The sequence below is a fragment of the Bacillus sp. MT(2024) genome (assembly GCF_036362845.1).
GTDB classification, from domain to species: domain Bacteria; phylum Bacillota; class Bacilli; order Bacillales; family Bacillaceae; genus Bacillus; species Bacillus velezensis.
The window spans coordinates 3,344,194-3,363,858 of record NZ_CP143632.1 but is presented as its reverse complement, the minus strand read 5'-3'; the positions used below and the strand labels follow the sequence as shown (position 1 = coordinate 3,363,858).

Annotated in this window: 19 protein-coding genes; 16 read left to right on the top strand and 3 right to left on the bottom strand. The window is 50.5% G+C overall.

Annotated features, from left to right (window positions below; genetic code table 11):
• Window positions 1–79: 79 nt before the first annotated feature.
• Window positions 80–1,528 (bottom strand): carboxylesterase/lipase family protein, encoded by a 1,449-nt coding sequence (locus VP472_RS16800; RefSeq protein ID WP_146275562.1) that lies wholly within the window; start codon window positions 1,526–1,528, stop codon window positions 80–82.
• An 80-nt stretch (window positions 1,529–1,608) separates the two neighbouring features.
• Entirely contained in the window at window positions 1,609–2,064 is a 456-nt protein-coding gene (gene slrR, locus VP472_RS16795; RefSeq protein WP_017418863.1) for an HTH-type transcriptional regulator SlrR, read from the bottom strand.
• A gap of 244 nt (window positions 2,065–2,308) precedes the next feature.
• On the opposite strand from slrR, the gene VP472_RS16790 reads away from it, so the two are divergent.
• The 15 genes from VP472_RS16790 to VP472_RS16720 all read left to right on the top strand — a co-directional run bounded on the left by VP472_RS16790 (window position 2,309) and on the right by VP472_RS16720 (window position 18,022).
• Window positions 2,309–3,016, top strand: a complete 708-nt coding sequence (locus VP472_RS16790; RefSeq protein WP_017418864.1) for a YveK family protein — start codon at window positions 2,309–2,311, stop codon at window positions 3,014–3,016.
• A gap of 5 nt (window positions 3,017–3,021) precedes the next feature.
• Complete coding sequence (locus tag VP472_RS16785) at window positions 3,022–3,702, top strand: protein tyrosine kinase EpsB (RefSeq protein WP_003151543.1); 681 nt, start codon at window positions 3,022–3,024, stop codon at window positions 3,700–3,702.
• Between the two features lie 220 nt (window positions 3,703–3,922).
• Window positions 3,923–5,740 (top strand): polysaccharide biosynthesis protein, encoded by a 1,818-nt coding sequence (locus VP472_RS16780; protein ID WP_172614994.1) that lies wholly within the window; start codon window positions 3,923–3,925, stop codon window positions 5,738–5,740.
• A 15-nt stretch (window positions 5,741–5,755) separates the two neighbouring features.
• Window positions 5,756–6,895 carry a glycosyltransferase family 4 protein gene (locus tag VP472_RS16775; RefSeq protein ID WP_146275560.1) on the top strand — a complete coding sequence of 380 codons (1,140 nt, stop codon included), beginning with the start codon at window positions 5,756–5,758 and terminating at the stop codon, window positions 6,893–6,895.
• Entirely contained in the window at window positions 6,892–7,734 is an 843-nt protein-coding gene (locus tag VP472_RS16770; protein WP_146275558.1) for a glycosyltransferase EpsE, read from the top strand. Before VP472_RS16775 ends, VP472_RS16770 begins: the two co-directional genes overlap by 4 nt.
• Window positions 7,727–8,863 (top strand): glycosyltransferase family 1 protein, encoded by a 1,137-nt coding sequence (locus VP472_RS16765; protein ID WP_146275556.1) that lies wholly within the window; start codon window positions 7,727–7,729, stop codon window positions 8,861–8,863. Before VP472_RS16770 ends, VP472_RS16765 begins: the two co-directional genes overlap by 8 nt.
• Window positions 8,864–8,866: 3 nt before the next feature.
• On the top strand, window positions 8,867–9,970 hold the full coding sequence (locus VP472_RS16760; protein ID WP_146275554.1) for a biofilm exopolysaccharide biosynthesis protein EpsG: 1,104 nt from the start codon (window positions 8,867–8,869) through the stop codon (window positions 9,968–9,970).
• An 18-nt stretch (window positions 9,971–9,988) separates the two neighbouring features.
• A complete protein-coding gene (locus VP472_RS16755) occupies window positions 9,989–11,026 on the top strand; it encodes a glycosyltransferase family 2 protein (RefSeq protein WP_146275552.1) in 1,038 nt (345 codons plus the stop codon).
• A 4-nt stretch (window positions 11,027–11,030) separates the two neighbouring features.
• Window positions 11,031–12,107 carry a polysaccharide pyruvyl transferase family protein gene (locus VP472_RS16750; RefSeq protein ID WP_146275550.1) on the top strand — a complete coding sequence of 359 codons (1,077 nt, stop codon included), beginning with the start codon at window positions 11,031–11,033 and terminating at the stop codon, window positions 12,105–12,107.
• Window positions 12,104–13,138, top strand: coding sequence for a glycosyltransferase (locus VP472_RS16745; protein WP_077722878.1), 1,035 nt, complete (start codon window positions 12,104–12,106; stop codon window positions 13,136–13,138). The genes VP472_RS16750 and VP472_RS16745 overlap by 4 nt, the downstream gene beginning before the upstream one ends.
• Window positions 13,135–14,652: an MATE family efflux transporter gene (locus VP472_RS16740; RefSeq protein ID WP_007613919.1), complete on the top strand. Its 1,518-nt coding sequence runs from the start codon at window positions 13,135–13,137 to the stop codon at window positions 14,650–14,652. The genes VP472_RS16745 and VP472_RS16740 overlap by 4 nt, the downstream gene beginning before the upstream one ends.
• Window positions 14,649–15,257: a sugar transferase gene (locus VP472_RS16735; protein ID WP_032858368.1), complete on the top strand. Its 609-nt coding sequence runs from the start codon at window positions 14,649–14,651 to the stop codon at window positions 15,255–15,257. Before VP472_RS16740 ends, VP472_RS16735 begins: the two co-directional genes overlap by 4 nt.
• Entirely contained in the window at window positions 15,254–15,901 is a 648-nt protein-coding gene (locus tag VP472_RS16730) for an acetyltransferase (protein WP_146275548.1), read from the top strand. The genes VP472_RS16735 and VP472_RS16730 overlap by 4 nt, the downstream gene beginning before the upstream one ends.
• A gap of 4 nt (window positions 15,902–15,905) precedes the next feature.
• Window positions 15,906–17,078, top strand: a complete 1,173-nt coding sequence (locus tag VP472_RS16725) for a DegT/DnrJ/EryC1/StrS family aminotransferase (protein WP_146275545.1) — start codon at window positions 15,906–15,908, stop codon at window positions 17,076–17,078.
• A complete protein-coding gene (locus VP472_RS16720) occupies window positions 17,057–18,022 on the top strand; it encodes a polysaccharide pyruvyl transferase family protein (protein ID WP_146275543.1) in 966 nt (321 codons plus the stop codon). The genes VP472_RS16725 and VP472_RS16720 overlap by 22 nt, the downstream gene beginning before the upstream one ends.
• A 13-nt stretch (window positions 18,023–18,035) precedes the next feature.
• On the opposite strand, the gene yvfG is transcribed toward VP472_RS16720, so the two are convergent.
• Window positions 18,036–18,254 (bottom strand): protein YvfG, encoded by a 219-nt coding sequence (gene yvfG, locus VP472_RS16715; protein WP_003151570.1) that lies wholly within the window; start codon window positions 18,252–18,254, stop codon window positions 18,036–18,038.
• Window positions 18,255–18,331: 77 nt separating this feature from the next.
• Between yvfG and rpoN the strand changes: the two genes are divergently transcribed.
• The gene (gene rpoN / locus VP472_RS16710; protein ID WP_225979764.1) at window positions 18,332–19,642 is read left to right on the top strand and encodes an RNA polymerase factor sigma-54; all 1,311 of its coding nucleotides are present in this window, start codon (window positions 18,332–18,334) and stop codon (window positions 19,640–19,642) included.
• Window positions 19,643–19,665: the final 23 nt, after the last annotated feature.

Sequence of the window (19,665 nt, the reverse complement as noted above, 5' to 3'; positions counted from 1 at the left end):
AAATGGATATGCTGCGAAGCTGACTGATGTCTGTAAGATGAAAATGAAACGCCAAGGGAGCCGGCTCCCTTGGCGTTTTTTAGGCTTGAAACAGGATGCGGCGTTTTGCTGAATCGGGATCACTTTCGACAGCGGTATCCGTGTTGAAAAGCAAAGTTTCGCGTGAATCGGTTTCATATTCAGGCCAATTGAAGTGAGAGGTGTTCGGGTTTCCGGTTTTTGCAAAAGCGAGCCATGCGGATTGGATTTGTTTGGAAAGCTGTTCTGCGTCATCACCGAGCGGCTCTTGCAGCGTCTTTCTCAAAGAATCAAAGTTTCCGAACACAAACGGCAATTCCAGAGCGTGAACGGCTTTATGAAACGGCGGTGTTTCGCCATGCCAATCAAAGCGGTACATCCAGACCGGTGCGTGTTGCGACTGTCCTTGTGCGAAAGCGACAGCCGGCCGCCAGAAAATCAGATCCGTCATCATATTGATTTGTCCCGTTAATGAATGCGGATATAAATCTGCCGCTTGTTCGGTGCAGTTCTCTCCGAGGTGATAATGCAAATAATCTTGCTGCTTTTTCTCGGAGTGAATGTCTGTATCAGGGGTGAAAAACAAATATGCTTCATCACGATTGGTTCCGATGATCATAGGTATGCCTTCTGCGGCCCCGTCTGCTATGGCTTTCACCGGTTCCGCAGGCAATGTGGCCGGATCGATGGCGGGCTGAAACAAAAGCTGAAAAATGTTTTGATCCAGTGAGCGCCGCACTTTATCCGCAGTCTTAAGCAGGTCATTAACGGAAAGCTCCTGCAATTGATCAGTGCCGGCTTCATGAATAAATGCCGCCGCGATGTCTTTTGCCATGTCCGCCGGGATCGTATGAGAGGCGCCGCTTTCTAAAATGGCTTTATGAAACAGACCTTTTGCGTCAGGCATTGCCATAAGTGAGGCGATGCTCATGCCGCCTGCCGATTCACCAAATATCGTGACGTTATCCGGGTCTCCTCCAAATTCGGAGATATTGTCCCTCACCCAGCGCAGCGCGGCGATCTGATCGAGCAGCCCGATATTGGCGGAATATGCGTCATGAATAGAAGACAAATGTAAAAAGCCTAACGGTCCGAGCCTGTAATTGAGTGTCACGACAATGACATCTCCCTCAGCGGCAAGGGCAGATCCGTCGTAAAGCGGTTCGCTTCCGGCACCTAAATAAAATGCCCCGCCGTGTATCCATACCATGACAGGCTTTTTTTCGCCCTCTGAATCGGGGGCGAAAACGTTGAGGTAAAGGCAATCTTCAGATTGAGGCGGTATATCCCCGGAAAACGATATGGACAGCATATCATCCGGCTGCGGACAAACCGGTCCGAACGAATCGGCATGTTTTACGCCGTCCCAAAGTGCGGGCGGCTCCGGCGCTTTAAATCTCAGCTCTCCGACGGGCGGCTTCGCGTACGGTATGCCCTTCCATGTGCGGGCACCGCGGCCGGCAGTTCCTTTCAGTGCGCCGCAGCGGGTTTGAACGGTAAGTTTTGTCATGATTTCATCCCCTTTTTTCTTTTCATTATAAACAGAGATGAAGACATGAAGCGAATAAAAGCCCTTTCATCAGCATATCCTCAGTAACGCTTCCGTTCTAAAAATGATCTGACTTCCTGAACGGACAAGCCGAGTTCTTTTGCTTCCTGCATCAGCGCTTTCCATTCTTCAATGTTGGATTCAGTCAGTTTTCTGTTGCGGTAGGGTGCGGGCTCCGGCCGTTTTTCAGTCAGTTTGTTCGTAAAGGTGAACAGTTCTTCTTTCGGCATGCCCGACTGCACGGCCTGCACAAGGTGGATGCGCCACTCATCTTCCGTGTCTCCCATCTGATGCAGCATCGTTTCGGCATCAAAAAGCTCCGTCAGATCGACCTGCAGGGTGGCGGATACTTTTTTCAGAAATTGGATGGACGGATTTGAGTGAACCCCCCGTTCTATCTTGCTTAAATAAGATTTAGAGACACCTGCTTCAACTGCTAGCTGATTAATAGAGTAGCCTTTTCTTCTGCGGTATAAACGAATTATTCTTCCAATCATTGTGCTGAATTCTCCCCTGTATACTGGCATTTTTTTGTTCATTATAAGAAATTTTTCGTTCTTTATAAAATTTAAAATTATAAGGTAAGTGCAGTAAATAAGAGGAAAATCATGATAATGTTCTCTAAAAAGAACCAAATGGCTTAATTTGAAATTTTCAAATTTCGACCTTTTCTTTTATAATCCAATCATTAACAGAAGGGGGCGTTTAAGCCTGATGCAATAAGGATGAGGCTGTAATTACATGAATGAGAATATGAGTTTTAAAGAATTATTTGACATTATTAAACACAGACTTTTACTGATTTTTATCATGACAGCAGTTGTAACGCTGGTGACGGGATACATCCAATTCCGGGTGGTTTCGCCCGTTTATCAGGCATCGACCCAAGTGCTCATTCATGAAACAAGCGGTGAAAAAAATTCGAATCTCAGCGACGTTCAGCTGAATCTTCATTACAACAATACGTTTCAAACGATCATGAAAAGCCCGGTTGTGCTTGAGAAAGTGAAACAGAAGCTGCATCTTTCTGAGACGGCATCCGCTTTAAAAGCAAAGATCACGACAAGCAGCGAAACCGATTCAGAGATCATTACCGTAGCGGTGCAGGACGAGAATCCGAAACAGGCCGCCGCTATAGCGAACACGCTGATGAAGACATTTAAAAAAGAAGTCCGTGACAGGATGAATATAAAAGGCGTCATTGTTTTGTCCGAGGCAAAAGCATCGGAAAGTCCGATGGTCAAGCCTTCGCGCATCAGGAATATCATGATGGCGTTCGGTGCGGCTCTCATGGCGGGTGTGACGCTTGCGTTTTTTCTCCACTTTCTTGATGAAACCGTTAAAAGCGAGCGGCAGCTCAGCGAAAAAACAGACTTGCCTGTTTTAGGGGTTGTGTATGACATCAAAAATCAGCAGACACGGTCTGATGAAAAACATTTCGGGGAGTGAGGCGTTTGGGATTCAGAAAAAAGAAATCAAGAAGGGGACTGGCTCAAATATCCGTTTTACATCACAAATCATTGGTGGCTGAACAATACCGCACCATTCGGACAAATATTGAGTTCTCCTCTGTTCAGACCCATTTGCGCTCCATTCTCGTCACTTCCTCCGTTCCGGGAGAAGGAAAGTCATTCAGCGCCGCCAACCTTGCCGCGGTATTTGCGCAGCAGGAAAAAAAGGTGCTGCTCGTCGATGCGGATTTACGAAAACCGACGATACACGAGACCTATCAGCTTGAAAATGTACAAGGCCTTACGAATGTGTTAGTCGGAAACGCTTCCCTCGGCGAAACGGTGCAAAAAACGCTGATTGATAACCTTTACGTCTTAACGAGCGGGCCGACGCCGCCGAATCCGGCTGAGCTTTTATCTTCAAAGGCGATGGGAGAGCTGATTCAGGAGATGTACAGCCGGTACAGTCTGGTTATTTTCGATTCACCTCCGCTTTTGGCGGTGGCGGACGGACAGATTTTAGCGAACCAGACAGATGGAAGCGTTCTCGTCGTCTTGAGCGGAAAAACGAAAATGGATACCGTCCAAAAGGCGAAAGACGCGCTTCAGCAGTCTAAGGCAAAGCTTTTGGGGGCGCTGCTGAATAAAAAGAAAATCAAAAAAACAGAGCACTACTCGTATTGAGCGGTGCAGGTGATGTCTCCTTACCTTTATCAACGGAGGCACTCGGCTCTGCTGTGGGCGGCGTTTTCCGCTGCCTTAGATGCTGGTCGTCGGTGGCGGGGTGTGAGGACGGGTTAAATGCCCAATTTATCTTAAGATGATGCATTGTTATCGGCTTAGCTGTTATGTCTGTTTTTACGAAAACCGTATCAGCTAAACCGATAAATGAGGAGGGGAAAGATTGACTTACCGGAGAAGACTTTCAATGATTTTTGCATTGGATACGTATCTCGTTTTACTTTCCGTTGTTATAGGATATCAATTTTTTGAGGATTCTTATCACTTTTATGACTCCGGAGCGTTGCTGCTGACTGCCGTAAGCATGCTGATCAGCCATCATGTATGCGCTTTTATGTTTCACCAGTATAAGCAGGTATGGACGTATACGGGAATAGGCGAGCTGCTTGATCTGCTGAAGGGGATCACGCTGTCCGCAGCTGTGACAGCCGCCGTCCAATACGGGGTGTTCCACACGATTTTATTCCGGCTGTTAGCCGTCAGCTGGATGATTCAGCTATTGTTCATCGGAGGAAGCCGGATGATTTCGCGCGTACTGAAAGAAACGATCGGCAGGAAGCAAAATGACTCTTCCCGGGCGCTGATCATCGGCGCGGGCGCAGGAGGAACGCTGCTCGTCCGTCAGCTTACCCAGAAAAACGATCTTGGAATCATGCCTGTGGCTTTTATTGATGATGATCAGACGAAGCATAAGCTCAAAATTATGGGCCTGCCCGTCATCGGCGGAAAAGAAAGCATTATGCCGGCGGTGCAGAGGCTGAGAATTCACCACATTATCATCGCCATTCCGTCTCTTTGCACCCATGAGCTTCAGACGCTGTACAAAGAATGTGTACAGACGGGCGCCCATATTAAAATCATGCCGCAATTTGATGAGATCCTGCTCGGAACGCAGGCTGCCGGACACATCAGGGATGTGAAAGCCGAAGATCTCCTCGGCAGAAAGCCGGTCACCCTTGATACGAGCAAAATTTCTGACAGCATCAAAGGGAAAACGATTCTGGTCACGGGCGCCGGCGGCTCTATCGGTTCTGAAATCTGCCGCCAGATCAGCTCGTTTCTTCCGCATGAAATCGTCCTTCTCGGCCACGGGGAGAACAGCATTTATTCGGTGCATAACGAACTGTCCGCACGCTTCGGCAAAGAGGTGCTTTTTCATGCGGAGATCGCCGATATTCAGGACAGAGATAAAATCTTTACCTTGATGAAAAAATACGAGCCGCACGTCGTCTATCATGCGGCCGCCCATAAACATGTGCCGTTAATGGAACATAATCCGGAAGAAGCCGTCAAAAACAATATTATCGGCACGAAAAATGTCGCCGAAGCCGCCGATATGTGCGGAACGGAAACATTCGTGCTGATTTCTTCTGACAAAGCGGTCAATCCGGCCAATGTCATGGGCGCGACGAAGCGGTTTGCGGAAATGGTCATCATGAACCTCGGAAAGGTCAGCAACACCAAATTCGCCGCCGTCCGTTTCGGGAATGTGCTCGGAAGCCGCGGCAGCGTCATTCCGATTTTCAAGAAGCAGATTGAAAAAGGCGGACCCGTCACCGTCACGCATCCGGCGATGACAAGATATTTTATGACGATCCCCGAAGCGTCAAGACTCGTCATTCAGGCGGGGGCGCTTGCAAAGGGGCGGCAGATTTTCGTTCTGGATATGGGAGAACCCGTCAAAATCGTCGACTTGGCAAAAAACCTGATTCATTTATCAGGCTATACGACAGAACAGATTCCCATTGAATTCTCCGGTATCCGCCCGGGAGAAAAGATGTATGAAGAACTGCTGAATCATAATGAAGTACATACGGAACAGATTTTTCCGAAAATCCATATCGGGAAAGCGATCGACGGGGATTGGGCCGTGCTCATCCGTTTTATGGAGGAATTCAGCCGTCTGCCTGAAGATGAGCTGAGAAAACGGCTGTTTGAGGCGATCGAATCAGTACATGAAGAAGCGGCCGCAGGTGTGTGATGGGAGGACAGAAAGATGACGAAAAAAGTATTATTCTGCGCCACTGTCGATTATCATTTTAAAGCCTTTCATCTTCCGTATTTTCAATGGTTTCAGGATATGGGGTGGGAAGTGCACGTCGCGGCAGGCGGCAATATGAATCTTCCGTTCGTTGATGAAAAGTTTTCCATTCCGATCCGGCGCTCGCCGTTTCATCCCGAAAATCTTTCTGTTTACAGGCGGCTGAAACGGCTCATTCAGGACAACGGCTACGACATGATTCACTGTCATACGCCGGTCGGCGGCGTGCTTGCACGCCTTGCGGCGAGACAAGCGCGCCAAAAAGGGACAAAGGTGCTGTACACCGCGCACGGCTTTCACTTCTGCGACGGAGCGCCCCTGAAAAACTGGCTTCTTTATTACCCGATCGAAAAATTTCTCTCTTCTTACACGGATTGTTTGATTACGATTAATGAAGAGGATTACGAACGGGCCAAGCAAATGAAAAAAACAGCTTGCGGCGCGAAGAAAATACACGGCATCGGCGTGAATACAGACAGGTTTCGCCCTGTGAGCCGGGCAGAGAGTGAACGTCTGAGAGAAAAACACGGCTTCGGCGCCGGGGAATTTATCCTCATATACCCCGCTGAATTAAACGGCAATAAAAACCAGGGACTTCTCATTGAGGCTGCGGCACTGCTGAAGAACCGCATTCCGGAGCTGAAACTCGTATTTGCCGGAGAAGGCGCGATGGAAGAGCCGTACAGAAAAAAGGCTGAATCACTCGGGGTATCCGACATTGTGCGGTTTTACGGTTTTTGCCGTGACATTCATGAGCTGATTCAGCTTGCCGATCTGTCTGTCGCCTCAAGCATCCGCGAAGGGCTCGGCATGAATCTGCTTGAAGGAATGGCTGCCGAAAAGCCCGTCGTTGCCGCGGACAACAGGGGGCACCGTGAGATCATCGAAGACGGTGTGAACGGTTTTCTCGTGCCGGCAGGGGACAGCGCGGCATTTGCCGATCGGATTGAAAAGCTGTACCGATCCCCGGGTCTGCGAAAAGCAATGGGACAAGAAGGGCGCAGGACGGCGGAATGTTTTTCAGAAACACGTACGGTAAAGGAAATGGCGCACATTTACGCCGGTTATATGGATAAAAAGGAGAAAAGCGTATGAATGCAGGAGCACAACCGAAAATTTCCGTCATCATGGGAATTTATAATTGCGAAGAGACTTTAGCGGAGAGTATTGAATCCATCCTGAGCCAATCGTATAAGAATTGGGAACTGATTATGTGTGATGACGCGTCAACTGACGGAACGTATCAGATTGCGCGCCGTTACGCGGACCATTACAGCGACCGGATTACGCTGATTCAAAATAAGACGAATCAACGGCTTGCCGCTTCGCTGAACCGCTGTCTGACATACGCAACGGGGGATTATATCGCCAGGCAGGACGGTGATGACATCTCCAACCCGAGGAGACTGGAAAAACAGGCCGCTTTCTTAAACAAGCAGGCCCACTATCAAGTCGTAGGCACGGGGATGCTCGTATTTGACGAATTCGGCGTCAGGGGCGCCCGGCTTTTGCCGCCCGTGCCGAAACCGGGAATTATGGCGAAAGGCACACCGTTCTGCCACGGCACCATTATGATGCGGGCTGAAGCGTACAAAGCGCTTGGCGGCTACCGGTCAGTCAGGCGGACGCGGCGGATGGAGGATATCGATTTGTGGCTGCGCTTTTTTGAAGCGGGTTTCCGAGGGTACAACCTTCAGGAAACGCTGTATAAAGTCAGAGAGGACAGTGATGCGTTTAAAAGGAGATCGTTTACGTATTCCATTGATAATGCGGTGCTCGTTTTTCAGGCATGCAGACGGCTGAAGCTGCCGATTTCCCATTACGCGTATATCGCAAAACCGCTCATCCGCGCCATTACGCCGCCCGCGGTCATGAACCGTTATCATAAAAACAGGGACATCCGCCAAAAAGAAGGGCTTGCCGAACATGATTGACAAACCGATGCGGGTGCTGCACATCTTCAGCGGGATGAACAGGGGCGGCGCAGAAACGATGATGATGAATTTGTACCGGAAGATGGACAGAACGAAGGTGCAGTTTGATTTTTTAACCCATAGGAACGATCCGTGCGCTTATGACGAGGAAATTCTCGCTCTCGGCGGACGGCTTTTTTATGTGCCGAGCATCGGCAGCACAAACCCGATTACATTTGTAAAACAGGTCAAGCGGGTGATTCAGGAAAAAGGCCCGTTTGCCGCCGTGCACGCCCATACCGATTTTCAGTCGGGATTTATCGCGCTTGCCGCTCGTTTAGCCGGCGTCCCGGTGCGGATCTGCCATTCGCACAGTACGTCGTGGCGGGGGCGGGCGTCGCGGCTTGCCGGGATGCAGCTGTTTGTGTTCAGACGGCTGATCACGGCAAACGCCACGGCACTGTGCGCCTGCGGAAAAGAGGCGGGCCGTTTCTTATTCGGGAAAGAAAAAGACGTGCATCTTTTGCCGAACGGCATTGATCTCGACTTATTTGCCGGCAGGTGCGCGGATACAGAAGCTGAAAAAAGGAAGCGGGGCATTGCAGACGGCCGTTTGGTGATCGGCCATATCGGCCGCTTTACAGAAGAAAAAAACCACGAATTTCTGCTCCGGCTGGCCGCTGATATGAAAGAGCGGGGCATCGGCTTACAGCTGATTCTCGCCGGAGACGGTCCGCTTCGCACCGATATGGAAAATCTGGCGGCGAAGCTGGGGCTTGATGATGATGTGCGTTTTATCGGTATAGAAGACCGCGTTCATGATCTGCTGAAAACGCTGGATGTATTTGTCATGCCGTCTCTTTATGAAGGGCTGCCCGTCACGCTCGTTGAAGCGCAGGCCTCCGGGGTGCCGTGCGTGATATCAGACGGCATAACGGAAGAAGCCGATGCCGGGCTCGGGCTGGTCAAAAGGCTCAGCCTCAAAGAACCGCCAGGACAATGGGCATCCGCGGTTTTACGGGCAGCAGAGGCGGCAAAGCCTGACGGGACGCGTATTAAAGAAACCCTCAGGCGGCTGGGATATGACGCGGGAGAAAATGCGGGGGCTGTTATGAAGCTTTACAATATGAATTGGAAAAAGGAACAGTAACGAATGATTGTATATGTAGTCAATATGGGAATTGTTTATATTTGGTCATGGTTCGCGAAAATGTGCGGCGGGCGTGATCAATCGCTTTCGACCGGATACCGGCCGAATCAGCTCGTCATGCTCGTTCCGCTGCTATCGCTGGTATTGGTCTCCGGTTTGCGCTACAGAGTCGGGACGGATTTTCAGACCTACGCGCTGATGTACAAGCTGGCGGGAAATTACGGCAGCATTTGGGAGATCTTCGGGTTCGGAGCGAAAAAAGCAGCCGTTGATCCGGGGTTTACGGCTCTCATCTGGCTCATGAATTTTATCACGAAAGATCCGCAAATCATGTATTTCACCGTGGCGGTCGTGACGTGCAGCTTTATTTTAAAGGGGCTCGTTGAGTTCGGCCGTCCGTTTGAGCTGAGTGTATTTTTGTTTTTGGGCACGTATCACTATTACGCTTCCTTTAACGGGATCAGGCAGTATATGGTGGCGGCCGTTTTGTTTTGGGCCGTCCGCTACGTGATCAGCGGAAGCTGGAAGCGTTATATGTCAATCGTGCTGCTGTGTTCGCTTTTTCATTCCTCAGCGCTGATTATGATTCCGGTTTATTTTCTCGTCAGAAAAAGAGCATGGTCGCCCGCGATTTTCGGACTGTCGGCATTGTTTCTTCTTATGACGTTTCTGTATCAGAAGTTCATTTCGCTGTTTGTCGTCGTGCTGGAAAACAGCTCGTACGGCCATTATGAGAAATGGCTGATGACCAATACGAACGGGATGAACGTCGTAAAAATCGTGGTGCTGCTTCTGCCGCTGTTTTTGGCTTTCTGCTATCGGGAGCGGCTGCGGAAGCTCTGGCCTGACATTGATGTCATCGTGAATTTCTGTCTGCTCGGCCTGCTCTTCGGTCTTTTGGCGACAAAGGATGTTATTTTTGCCCGGTTTAATATATATTTCGGCCTGTACCAAATGATCCTGATCCCTTATTTTGTGAGGATTTTTGATGAAAAATCAAATGCGCTGATTTATATCGCCATTATTGTCTGTTATTTTCTTTACAGTTACTTGCTTATGCCGGTCGATTCGTCTGTGCTTCCGTACAGAACGATTTTTTCCCGGTAATGGACACTGGAGGTTTATATGGAAACACCCGCGGTCAGTTTATTAATTGCTGTGTATAATACGGAAACTTATTTAGAAAGATGCTTAGATTCATTGCTCAATCAGTCGCTCGCCAATATCGAAATCGTGGCCGTTAATGACGGATCAACGGATCAAAGCCCGGCCATTCTTGAAACCTATCAGAAGCGGGATGAGAGAATCAGGGTCGTTCATCAGCAAAACCGGGGGCTCGGCGCGGTCCGCAACAGGGGAATCGAGGCGGCGCGCGGCGAATTTATCGCTTTTATTGATGCGGACGACTGGGTTGAACCTGATTATTGCCTCAGCATGTATGAAAAAGCGAAGGCTGATCAGTCTGATCTCGTGATTTGCGAATATGCGGCTGAATTTGCGGATACGGGGAAAACCGCCGTTTCAACGATCGCTTCAGCGTACGAGGGCCGCCCGAAACAACGGTACCTGAAAGATTTATTTGAAGGAAGAGTCAGCGGCTTTTCATGGAACAAGCTGTACAAAAGATCCATGATCGAGCATCATCAGCTGCGCTTTCCGCTTCGTGATGAGCTGGAGCACGTGGAGGATCAGTACTTCAGCCTCCGGGCGCATATTTTCGCAGGTGCCGTCTCATACGTGGATCAGCCGCTCTATCATTATCGGATTCACTTGACTTCCATTGTGCAAAGCTATCAGAAAAAGCTGTTTGACTCAGGTCTCGTTCTCTATCGGCTGAACGAGGCTTTTTTGCGTGAAAACGGCTGCTTACAGGAATACCGGCAGGAGCTGGATTTTTTCATCGTTCAGCACGGAACGGTCTGCCTGCTGAATGAATGGAAGCGGAATAACGGAGGCCGGTTTTCTGAGAAGTGGAAGAATATCAGCCGGATATGCGCTGATCCCGTATTCCGCCTGAGCCTTTCCAAAACGGGAACGGCGCCGTTTGACGCCAAACGCTCATGCCTTCTGCTTTTGGCGAAGCTGAAGCTGATTCCGTTCGTGTCGCTGGCATCAGCCGCGTATCAGCGGGCAATCGAGTACAAAATGAAAATCAGAGGGTGAAGACATGTCGATACAATCTTTAAAAATCAATCTCGCGGAATGGCTGTTGCTTAAAGTCAAATACCCGTCCCAATTTCATTTCGGAACGGCAGCGGATGGGACGGGGCTTACAGCGGCAAGAAAAAAGATCATTCTGACGCTGCTCCCGTCCCATGATAATCTCGGCGATCACGCCATCGCCTACGCAAGCAAAACGTTTCTTGAACGGGAGTATCCCGATTTTGACATTGTCGAGGTGGATATGAAGGATATATACAGATCCGCAAAAGCGCTGATCAAAAAGCGCCACCCCGATGATATGGTATTCATCATCGGCGGCGGGAACATGGGGGATTTGTACCGGTATGAGGAATGGACGCGCCGCTTTATCATAAAAACATTCCGGCAATATCGGATCGTTCAGCTTCCGGCGACGGCTCACTTTTCTGAATCAAAAAAGGGACGGAAGGAACTGAAGCGCGCCCGAAAAGTGTACAATGCGCATCCCGACCTTTTGTTAATGGCGAGAGATGAGACGACGTATCAATGGATGAAGCGTCATTTTCCCGGAAAAACAGTGCTCAAACAGCCTGACATGGTCTTATATTTGGATAAAAGCGAGCGGGGCATCCCGCGGGAAGGGATCTACCTCTGTTTACGGGAGGATAAGGAGAGTGCGCTGACGGCTGAGGACAGAACGATGGTAAAAGAAGCTTTGGCCAAAGAGTACGGCGAGCTGTATTCCTTTACCACGACGGTCGGCCGGAGGGTCAGCCGCCATACACGTGAAAAGGAGCTGGAAGCGCTTTGGAATACGCTGAAAGGCGCGGAAGCCGTCGTCACTGACAGGCTTCACGGGATGATTTTTTGCGCGCTGACGAAAACGCCTTGTGTCGTCATTCGTTCGTTTGATCATAAGGTGATGGAAGGCTATCAATGGCTGAAAAACATACCGAACATGATATTGCTTGAACGTCCCGACCCTGAAGCCGTAACGTCCGCCGTAAACCGGCTGCTCAGCGGCAAGCATGAGGAAGGCGGTTCTTTGCGAAGTGTTTATTTTGCCGGGCTGCGCTCGAAAATCAGCGGTGATGCCCAATGACCGCGCCGCTTGTGAGCGTGATCGTGCCGATGTATAAGACAGAGCCTTTTATTAAAGAATGCGCGGTTTCTTTAACAAAACAGACGCTGAGAGACATCGAAATCATTTTCGTCGATGACGGTTCACCGGATCAGTCAGGCCGGATGGCTGAACAATTCGCCGCAGAAGATGCGAGAATCCGGGTGATTCATAAAGAAAACGGCGGCCTCAGCTCGGCCCGCAATGCCGGAATAAAAGCCGCCCGCGGCCGTTATATCGGTTTTGCGGACGGCGATGATTATGTGACGGAAACAATGTTCGAGCGGCTTTATGAAGAAGCGGAGAAGAACCGGCTGGATATCGCCGGCTGCGGTTATTACAAAGAAACGCCGTCTAAAGAAAGAACGTATATGCCGCCGTCCCTTCCGCCGGGCCGCGTCTTCACAGCGGATGAAATGACCGCATTGCTGACCCGCGCGCACGAACATCGGTTTATTTGGTATGTGTGGCGCTATATATACCGGCGAGAAGCATTGCAAGGGCTGTTGTTCCATGAAGATATCCGGTTTGCCGAGGACTCTCCGTTTAACTTGGCAGCGTTCCGCCAAGCCGCGCGTGTCAAAGTGATAGACGAAGGGCTGTATATCTACCGGGAAAATCCGCAAAGTCTTACAGAAACACCGTTTAAGCCCCGCTTAGATCACGAACTGCAAAAGCAATATGCAGCGAAAATGGCTTTTTATGAGGCAAACGGGCTGACGGACGCCTGCCGGAGCGATATTGATACATATTTGTGCAAGCATCAGATTCCGATGCTGATCGCCAACGCATGCGCCGCCCCGCAGCCGTCACACCAGATTACGGCGCATATCGGCAGAATCTTAACGTATGACATGGTAAAAACGGCCGTGCGCAGGACGCCGTGCCGCCATAAACAGCTGCTGGCCGGGGAGCGCGTGGTGCTCGGTCTGTGCAAAATGCGCCTTCCTCTTCTTCTGCATGCGTTTTTCGAACGGAAATCGAAAGAGAAAGGCAGTGCGGAAGGAGCATGAAATTTGCCATTAATTTCGGCGCCAATGTGACGGCGTTTTTACTATCGGTGTTTTTATCAGTGTGGATGACGCCCTTTATTGTGAAAACATTAGGTGTTGAGGCTTTTGGGTTTGTCCATCTGACACAGAATATCATTAACTATTTCTCTATTATTACCGTTGCGCTGAGCTCAGTCGTTGTGAGGTTTTTCTCCGTCGCCGCCCACAGGGGGAACAGGGACGAGGCCAATGCGTATGTAAGCAACTATTTAGCCGCGTCTGTCGTGATATCTCTATTACTCGCTGTGCCGCTCGCCGGGACTGCTTTTTTTATTGACAAGATTATGAATGTACCGGCCGGGCTCTTAACGGATGTGAGGCTGTCTATCGTAATCGGCAGCGTGCTGTTTATGCTGACGTTTTTTATGGCGGGGTTCGCGACGGGGCCGTTTTTTGCCAACAAGCTTTATATCACAAGTTCCATTCAGGCCGTGCAAATGCTGGTCAGGGTGCTGTGTGTGCTCGCTCTGTTTACGTGCCTGCCGCCGAAGATCTGGCAGATCCAGCTTTCGGCATTAGCGGGAGCCGTCTGTGCGGCTGTGCTGACTTTTTTCTTCTTTAAGAAATTGATTCCATGGTTTTCTTTCAGCCGTAAAACCTTGTCATTACAGACGAGCAAAGTGCTGTTTTCGGCTGGTGCCTGGAGTTCTGTCAACCAGATCGGCGTGCTGCTGTTTCTGCAGATTGACCTCATGACGGCCAACCTCGTGCTGGGGCCGTCTGAAGCGGGTGTCTATGCGGCGATTATTCAATTCCCGCTTCTGCTCAGAAGTCTTGCCGGGACGCTTGCTTCACTGTTTGCGCCGGTTTTGACTTCCTATTATTCAAAAGGCGATATGGAAGGTCTCCTGTCTTACGCCAATAAGGCCGTGCGGATGAACGGGCTTCTCCTCGCGCTTCCCGCCGCGTTATTAGGAGGGCTTGCCGAACCGTTTCTGGCGATTTGGCTGGGCCCGTCGTTTGTGCAGACGGCGCCGCTTTTATATATTCACGCCGCGTATTTGGCGGTCAGTCTCTCTGTCATGCCGCTTTTTTACGTATGGACGGCTTTTAATAAACAAAAAACGCCCGCCGTCGTTACTTTATGTTTAGGCGGACTGAATGTCATATTGGCCGTGGTTCTCAGCGGACCGGCACATCTCGGGCTGTACGGCATCACCATTGCCGGGGCTGTCTCCCTCATTTTGAAAAATGCCGTCTTCACGCCGCTGTATGTTTCGCATATTACCGGCTTTCAGAAAACCGCGTTTTACAAAGGCATGTTCGGACCGTTGGCGGCGGCCGTATTTGCCTGGGCCGTCTGCCGGGGTATCCGGCTGTTTTCACCGCTTGACAGCTGGGCCGGTCTGATCGCCGCGGGGCTTGCCGTATGCATAAGCTATGCCGCATTCGCTTTTTTCTTCATTTGTACGAAAGAAGAAAGGCGGCTTGCTTTACAGAAATGCCGAAAAGTGAAAGGAGCTGTTCAGATTTGAAGGTGAAACGTGTATTTGATATAGCGGCCGCGACGCTGTTATTGTGCGGCGCGAGTGTCATTCTTCTCTTCGCCATGGCAGCCGTCAGATGCGCCATCGGGTCTCCGGTATTGTTCAAACAGACGAGACCGGGGCATAATGGGCGTCCGTTTACGTTGTATAAACTCAGAACGATGACGGATGCGCGTGATGAAAACGGTGTGCTGCTTCCGGATCATCTGCGCCTGACCAAAACGGGAAGGCTGATCAGAAAACTGAGCATCGATGAGCTTCCCCAGCTTTTTAATGTGCTCAAAGGCGATATCAGTCTGGTCGGCCCCCGCCCTTTGCTGATGGATTATCTGCCGCTTTACACGGCGGAGCAGGCGCGGCGGCACGAGGTGAAGCCGGGAATTACGGGCTGGGCGCAGATTAACGGGAGAAACGCGATTTCATGGGAGGAGAAATTCAAGCTCGACGTGTGGTACGTCGACAACCGCACCTTTCTTCTCGACTTAAAGATTCTGCTTTTAACAGTGAAAAAAGTTCTCGTGTCAGAAGGCATACACCAAGCCGGCCATGTGACGGCAAAGCGCTTCACAGGCAGCGGAGATATGTCATCGTGAAAAAGGTCGTGCTGATCGGAAACGGCGGACACGGAAAAGTCGTGAAGGAAATCGTGCGGGCCCGTTCCGATATGGAGCTTGCGGGCATATTGGACGACGGATTCAGCGGTTTTGCCGTTCGGAACGGTTTATATACGGGCCGGACGGAAGACGTGCACATGCTTCGGAAACTCGTCCCCGAGGCCGTGTTCACGATATGCATCGGACGCAACGGCGTCAGAAAGCAGTTCGCTGAAACGCTTGGGATTGAAGATGCCGATTATGCCGCACTCATTCACCCCGGGGCGATCGTCAGTGAAACGGCTTCCGTCGGACACGGAACGGTTGTGATGGCGGGCGCCGTCATTCAGGCGGGCGCTGACATCGGCGCCCATTGCATCATCAATACGGGGGCGGTTGCCGATCATGACAATGCAATCGGAGATTACGTCCATCTTTCACCGCGCGCGGCGCTTGCCGGCGGAGTGAAAGTCGGGGAAGGAACGCACATCGGAATCGGCGCGTCCGTCATACCGCAGATGGACATCGGCCCTTGGTCCGTTATCGGCGCGGGGGCTGCGGTCATCAGCAGAATTCCCGGCCATGTGACGGCGGTCGGCGTTCCGGCCCGCGTCATCCCCCCTATCCATAATGAAAAAGGATGATTTCATGCAAACAAACAAACGGATTTATTTGTCTCCGCCTCATATGAGCGGAAAAGAACAGGAATACATCGCAGAAGCCTTCCGCTCCAATTGGATTGCCCCGCTCGGTCCGCTCGTCAATTCGTTTGAAGCGCGGCTCGCGGAATATGCGGGAGTGAAAAGCGCGGCGGCCGTAAGCTCGGGAACGGCCGCCATCCAACTTGCCCTGCGGCTTGCGGGTGTGAAAAAAGGAGACGTTGTATTTTGTCCTTCCTTTACGTTTGTCGCCACGGCGAATCCGATTGTGTATGAGCAGGCTGAGCCCGTTTTTATTGATTCGGAATGGGAGACGTGGAATATGTCGCCCGCTGCGCTTGAGCGGGCGCTCCGGGATGCAAAGCGGCGCGGCAGACTCCCGAAAGCGGTGATCGCCGTCAATCTTTACGGCCAAAGCGCGAAAATGGATGAATTAATGAGCCTTTGTGACGCATACGGCGTCTGTCTGATTGAAGACGCTGCCGAGTCCTTAGGATCAACATATAAAGGCAGGCAGAGCGGCACCTTCGGCCGTTTCGGCATTTATTCCTTTAACGGCAACAAAATCATTACAACATCGGGAGGCGGCATGCTCGTGTCTGACGATGAAGCCGCGATTGAAAAAGCGAGGTTTCTTGCGTCACAGGCGAGAGATGCCGCCGTTCATTACCAGCACAGCGAGCTCGGTTACAACTACAGGCTCAGCAACATTCTCGCGGGCGTGGGTATATCGCAGCTGGAAGTGCTTGAAGATCGCGTCCGGGCGAGGAGAGAAATCTTTCACCGGTATCGGGAAGCGCTGGAAACATATCCGGGCATCCGCATGATGCCGGAGCTTGAAGGAACGGTTTCAAACCGCTGGCTGACGGCTCTGACGCTTGATAACGGCGTGACGCCGGAAGAAGCCGTCGCCTGTCTTGCGGAACAGAACATTGAGGCCCGGCCGCTGTGGAAACCGCTGCATACGCAGCCGCTTTTCACATCTTCGGTCTTTTATCCTCACAGCGAACATGAGCGTGTCTCTGAGAACCTTTTCAGCCGGGGCATCTGTCTTCCGTCCGGGTCTGACTTGTCTTCTGAGGAGCAGCAGCGTGTCATTGACGCACTTGCGCAACTGTTTGAAACGAAAGGGGAGAAAACATGGACAGCCGCCATGTTATGAGCCGATTAAAAGAGACGCTGACGGGTCTGCTCAGCGTTATACCGCCGCAATCCGACATCATATATGCCGACTATCCCCTCTACGGAAATGTAGGGGATTTATTGATTATGAAAGGGACGGAGGCGTTTTTTAAAGCGCACGGCATCCGCGTGAAACAGCGCTGGAATCCCGACAATTTTCCATTCGGGCGCCGGGCGGACAAAAAGACGATCATCGTCTGTCAGGGTGGCGGAAATTTCGGGGATCTCTATCCGTACTATCAGACGTTCAGGGAAAAAATCGTCAAATCCTTTCCGGAAAACAGGATCGTCATCCTGCCGCAATCGATTTATTATCAGGATGAGACACGGCTGCAAAAGACATCGGCGCTTTTTGCGGAGCACAAGGATCTCCACCTGTTTACGAGAGATCATGTGTCATACGAGACTGCGAAACGCTTTTTTTCGGCGAATCATATCGGGCTTATGCCTGATATGGCCCATCAGCTGTATCCGATCGCGGCGTCAGCGGCTCCGTCACGCGGCAGGCTTCATTTTATCCGCACGGATGGGGAAATCAACCCGAAGCTGCAAAACAATTCTTCCGTTAAAAACTGTGACTGGCAGGATGTTCTGTCAGCAAGCGGCCGCAGGGGAATCGCTTTTTTCCAAACGCTGAATGTTTTGAATAAAAAAGCGGGAAACCCGCTGCCGATTGCGCGGTTTTGGAAACGCTATTCCGATTTCTTAACGAAAAAAGCGGTCCTGTTTTTCAGCAGGTACGAATCGGTGGAAACGTCAAGGCTCCACGGCCACATCTTGTCCTCGCTTCTCGGGAAACCGAATACCGTCATTGATAATTCATACGGGAAAAATGCCAACTATTATTACACCTGGACGCACGAAGCGCCGGACGTCCGGCTGATCGGTGAAACCGCCGGCACGAAGGAAAACCTTCCGCTTTGAATGAGCGGAAGGTTTATTTTGTTTCTCCGCGTTTTACTTTGTTGTACGCCTCATCCAAATGCTGAATTCTTTTGAGCACAACCGAGTTTTTCGTCAGCTGATCCTGTACAAGGGTTGAGACGACGGAGCGGTAATAGCTGTTCATCGCATGAATTCGGTCTTCATTCGGATTCATTTCAATGTGCTGTGTAAAGTTTTCAATAAAATAGGGAACAGAAAAAAGTTCTGACATCTATAAAGCAACTCCTTTTAATAAGTATATACGGTATGAAACCAATCATGTACAATGAAAAAAGGGGAGTGAGCATGATGGATATCAAACTTCAGCAAACACAAATGTTAAAGCCTCAATTAACGCAAGAGCTTAAACAGGCCATCACATTACTCGGATACAATTCCGCGGAACTGGCCGGATATATTGATGAGCTCTCACTGGAAAACCCTCTGATTGAACGAAAGGAAACAGACACGCCGCCACTATCTTACCATAAAACAAATAAAAACAGGATGAAAGAACGGGACGGAAGCCAGCAGATCAGACTTACCCGTAAAACGCTGCAGGATTCGCTCAAACAGCAAGCCTTAGACATGAAGCTGTCCGATGATGAGAAAAAAATTTTCAATTATCTGATACATTCATTGGATTCAAACGGATATTTAAAAGAGGACATATCAGCCGCCGCCGACCATGTATCCGCTTCACAAGAGGAGACGGAAGCGGTTTTGAAAAAGCTTCAATCCCTTGAGCCCGCGGGAATCGGCGCCCGGTCTTTGCAGGAATGCATCCTTCTTCAGCTCCGCCGTCTTCCCGAGCGGAACGAACAGGCGGAATGGATTGCCGAAGCCTATTTTGAGCTATTTGCAAGAAAGAACTGGAAAGCGCTTACGCTGAAAACGGGCATTCCGCTTAAAGACATTCAGGACATCGCTGACATGATCAGCGCGCTTGATCCGAGGCCGGGGCTCCGTTATGCGCATGAGGAGCCGGGTTTTTACGTAGAACCGGATATTTTCATCACGGTGAAAAACGGCATCATTCAAGCGCGGCTCAACAGCCGTTCGTTTCCTGACATCCAGCTTCATGCCCATTATCAGCCGCTCCTGTCAGCCGCCGGGTGCCGTGACACGAAAAATTATCTGTCGGCAAAATATCAGGAATGGCGCTGGCTGAACCGGGCTTTGTCGCAAAGAAAACAAACGATCACGAGAATTATCGGCGTCCTGACTGAACGGCAGGAATCCTTTTTTCTCACAGGAAAAAGCGGAATGCAGCCGCTGACCTTAAGAGAGGTGGCGGAAACGCTGGAGCTCCACGAATCAACGATCAGCCGGGCCATCAAAGGGAAGTACGTTCAGACGCCGTACGGACTGTATGAAATGAAAACATTTTTCTCGGCGAAAGCTGAATCATCGGGGGACGGCGGCGCCTCCAATTATGCCGTAAAAGCGCATCTGGAAGCATTGGTCCGTAAAGAAGATAAAAAGAAACCTTTTTCAGACCAAAAGCTTGCCGATCTGCTTCATGAACAATATGACATCCGAATCTCAAGGCGCACCGTCGCCAAATACCGTGATCAATTAAATATTCCGCCGTCATCGGCGAGAAAACGGTACAGCTGAAACCTCCCCGAGCCAAACCCCGG

Bases quoted from the DNA above. Each gene is read 5' to 3' on its own strand.
- VP472_RS16760 (WP_146275554.1), top strand. From the start codon at position 8,867: ATGATTGTATATGTAGTCAATATGGGAATTGTTTATATTTGGTCATGG.
- VP472_RS16765 (WP_146275556.1), top strand. From the start codon at position 7,727: ATGATTGACAAACCGATGCGGGTGCTGCACATCTTCAGCGGGATGAAC.
- VP472_RS16770 (WP_146275558.1), top strand. From the start codon at position 6,892: ATGAATGCAGGAGCACAACCGAAAATTTCCGTCATCATGGGAATTTAT.
- VP472_RS16745 (WP_077722878.1), top strand. From the start codon at position 12,104: ATGACCGCGCCGCTTGTGAGCGTGATCGTGCCGATGTATAAGACAGAG.
- VP472_RS16740 (WP_007613919.1), top strand. From the start codon at position 13,135: ATGAAATTTGCCATTAATTTCGGCGCCAATGTGACGGCGTTTTTACTA.
- slrR (WP_017418863.1), bottom strand. From the start codon at position 2,064: ATGATTGGAAGAATAATTCGTTTATACCGCAGAAGAAAAGGCTACTCT.
- VP472_RS16790 (WP_017418864.1), top strand. From the start codon at position 2,309: ATGAATGAGAATATGAGTTTTAAAGAATTATTTGACATTATTAAACAC.
- VP472_RS16720 (WP_146275543.1), top strand. From the start codon at position 17,057: ATGGACAGCCGCCATGTTATGAGCCGATTAAAAGAGACGCTGACGGGT.
- yvfG (WP_003151570.1), bottom strand. From the start codon at position 18,254: ATGTCAGAACTTTTTTCTGTTCCCTATTTTATTGAAAACTTTACACAG.
- VP472_RS16725 (WP_146275545.1), top strand. From the start codon at position 15,906: ATGCAAACAAACAAACGGATTTATTTGTCTCCGCCTCATATGAGCGGA.
- VP472_RS16750 (WP_146275550.1), top strand. From the start codon at position 11,031: ATGTCGATACAATCTTTAAAAATCAATCTCGCGGAATGGCTGTTGCTT.
- VP472_RS16755 (WP_146275552.1), top strand. From the start codon at position 9,989: ATGGAAACACCCGCGGTCAGTTTATTAATTGCTGTGTATAATACGGAA.
- VP472_RS16800 (WP_146275562.1), bottom strand. From the start codon at position 1,528: ATGACAAAACTTACCGTTCAAACCCGCTGCGGCGCACTGAAAGGAACT.
- rpoN (WP_225979764.1), top strand. From the start codon at position 18,332: ATGGATATCAAACTTCAGCAAACACAAATGTTAAAGCCTCAATTAACG.
- VP472_RS16775 (WP_146275560.1), top strand. From the start codon at position 5,756: ATGACGAAAAAAGTATTATTCTGCGCCACTGTCGATTATCATTTTAAA.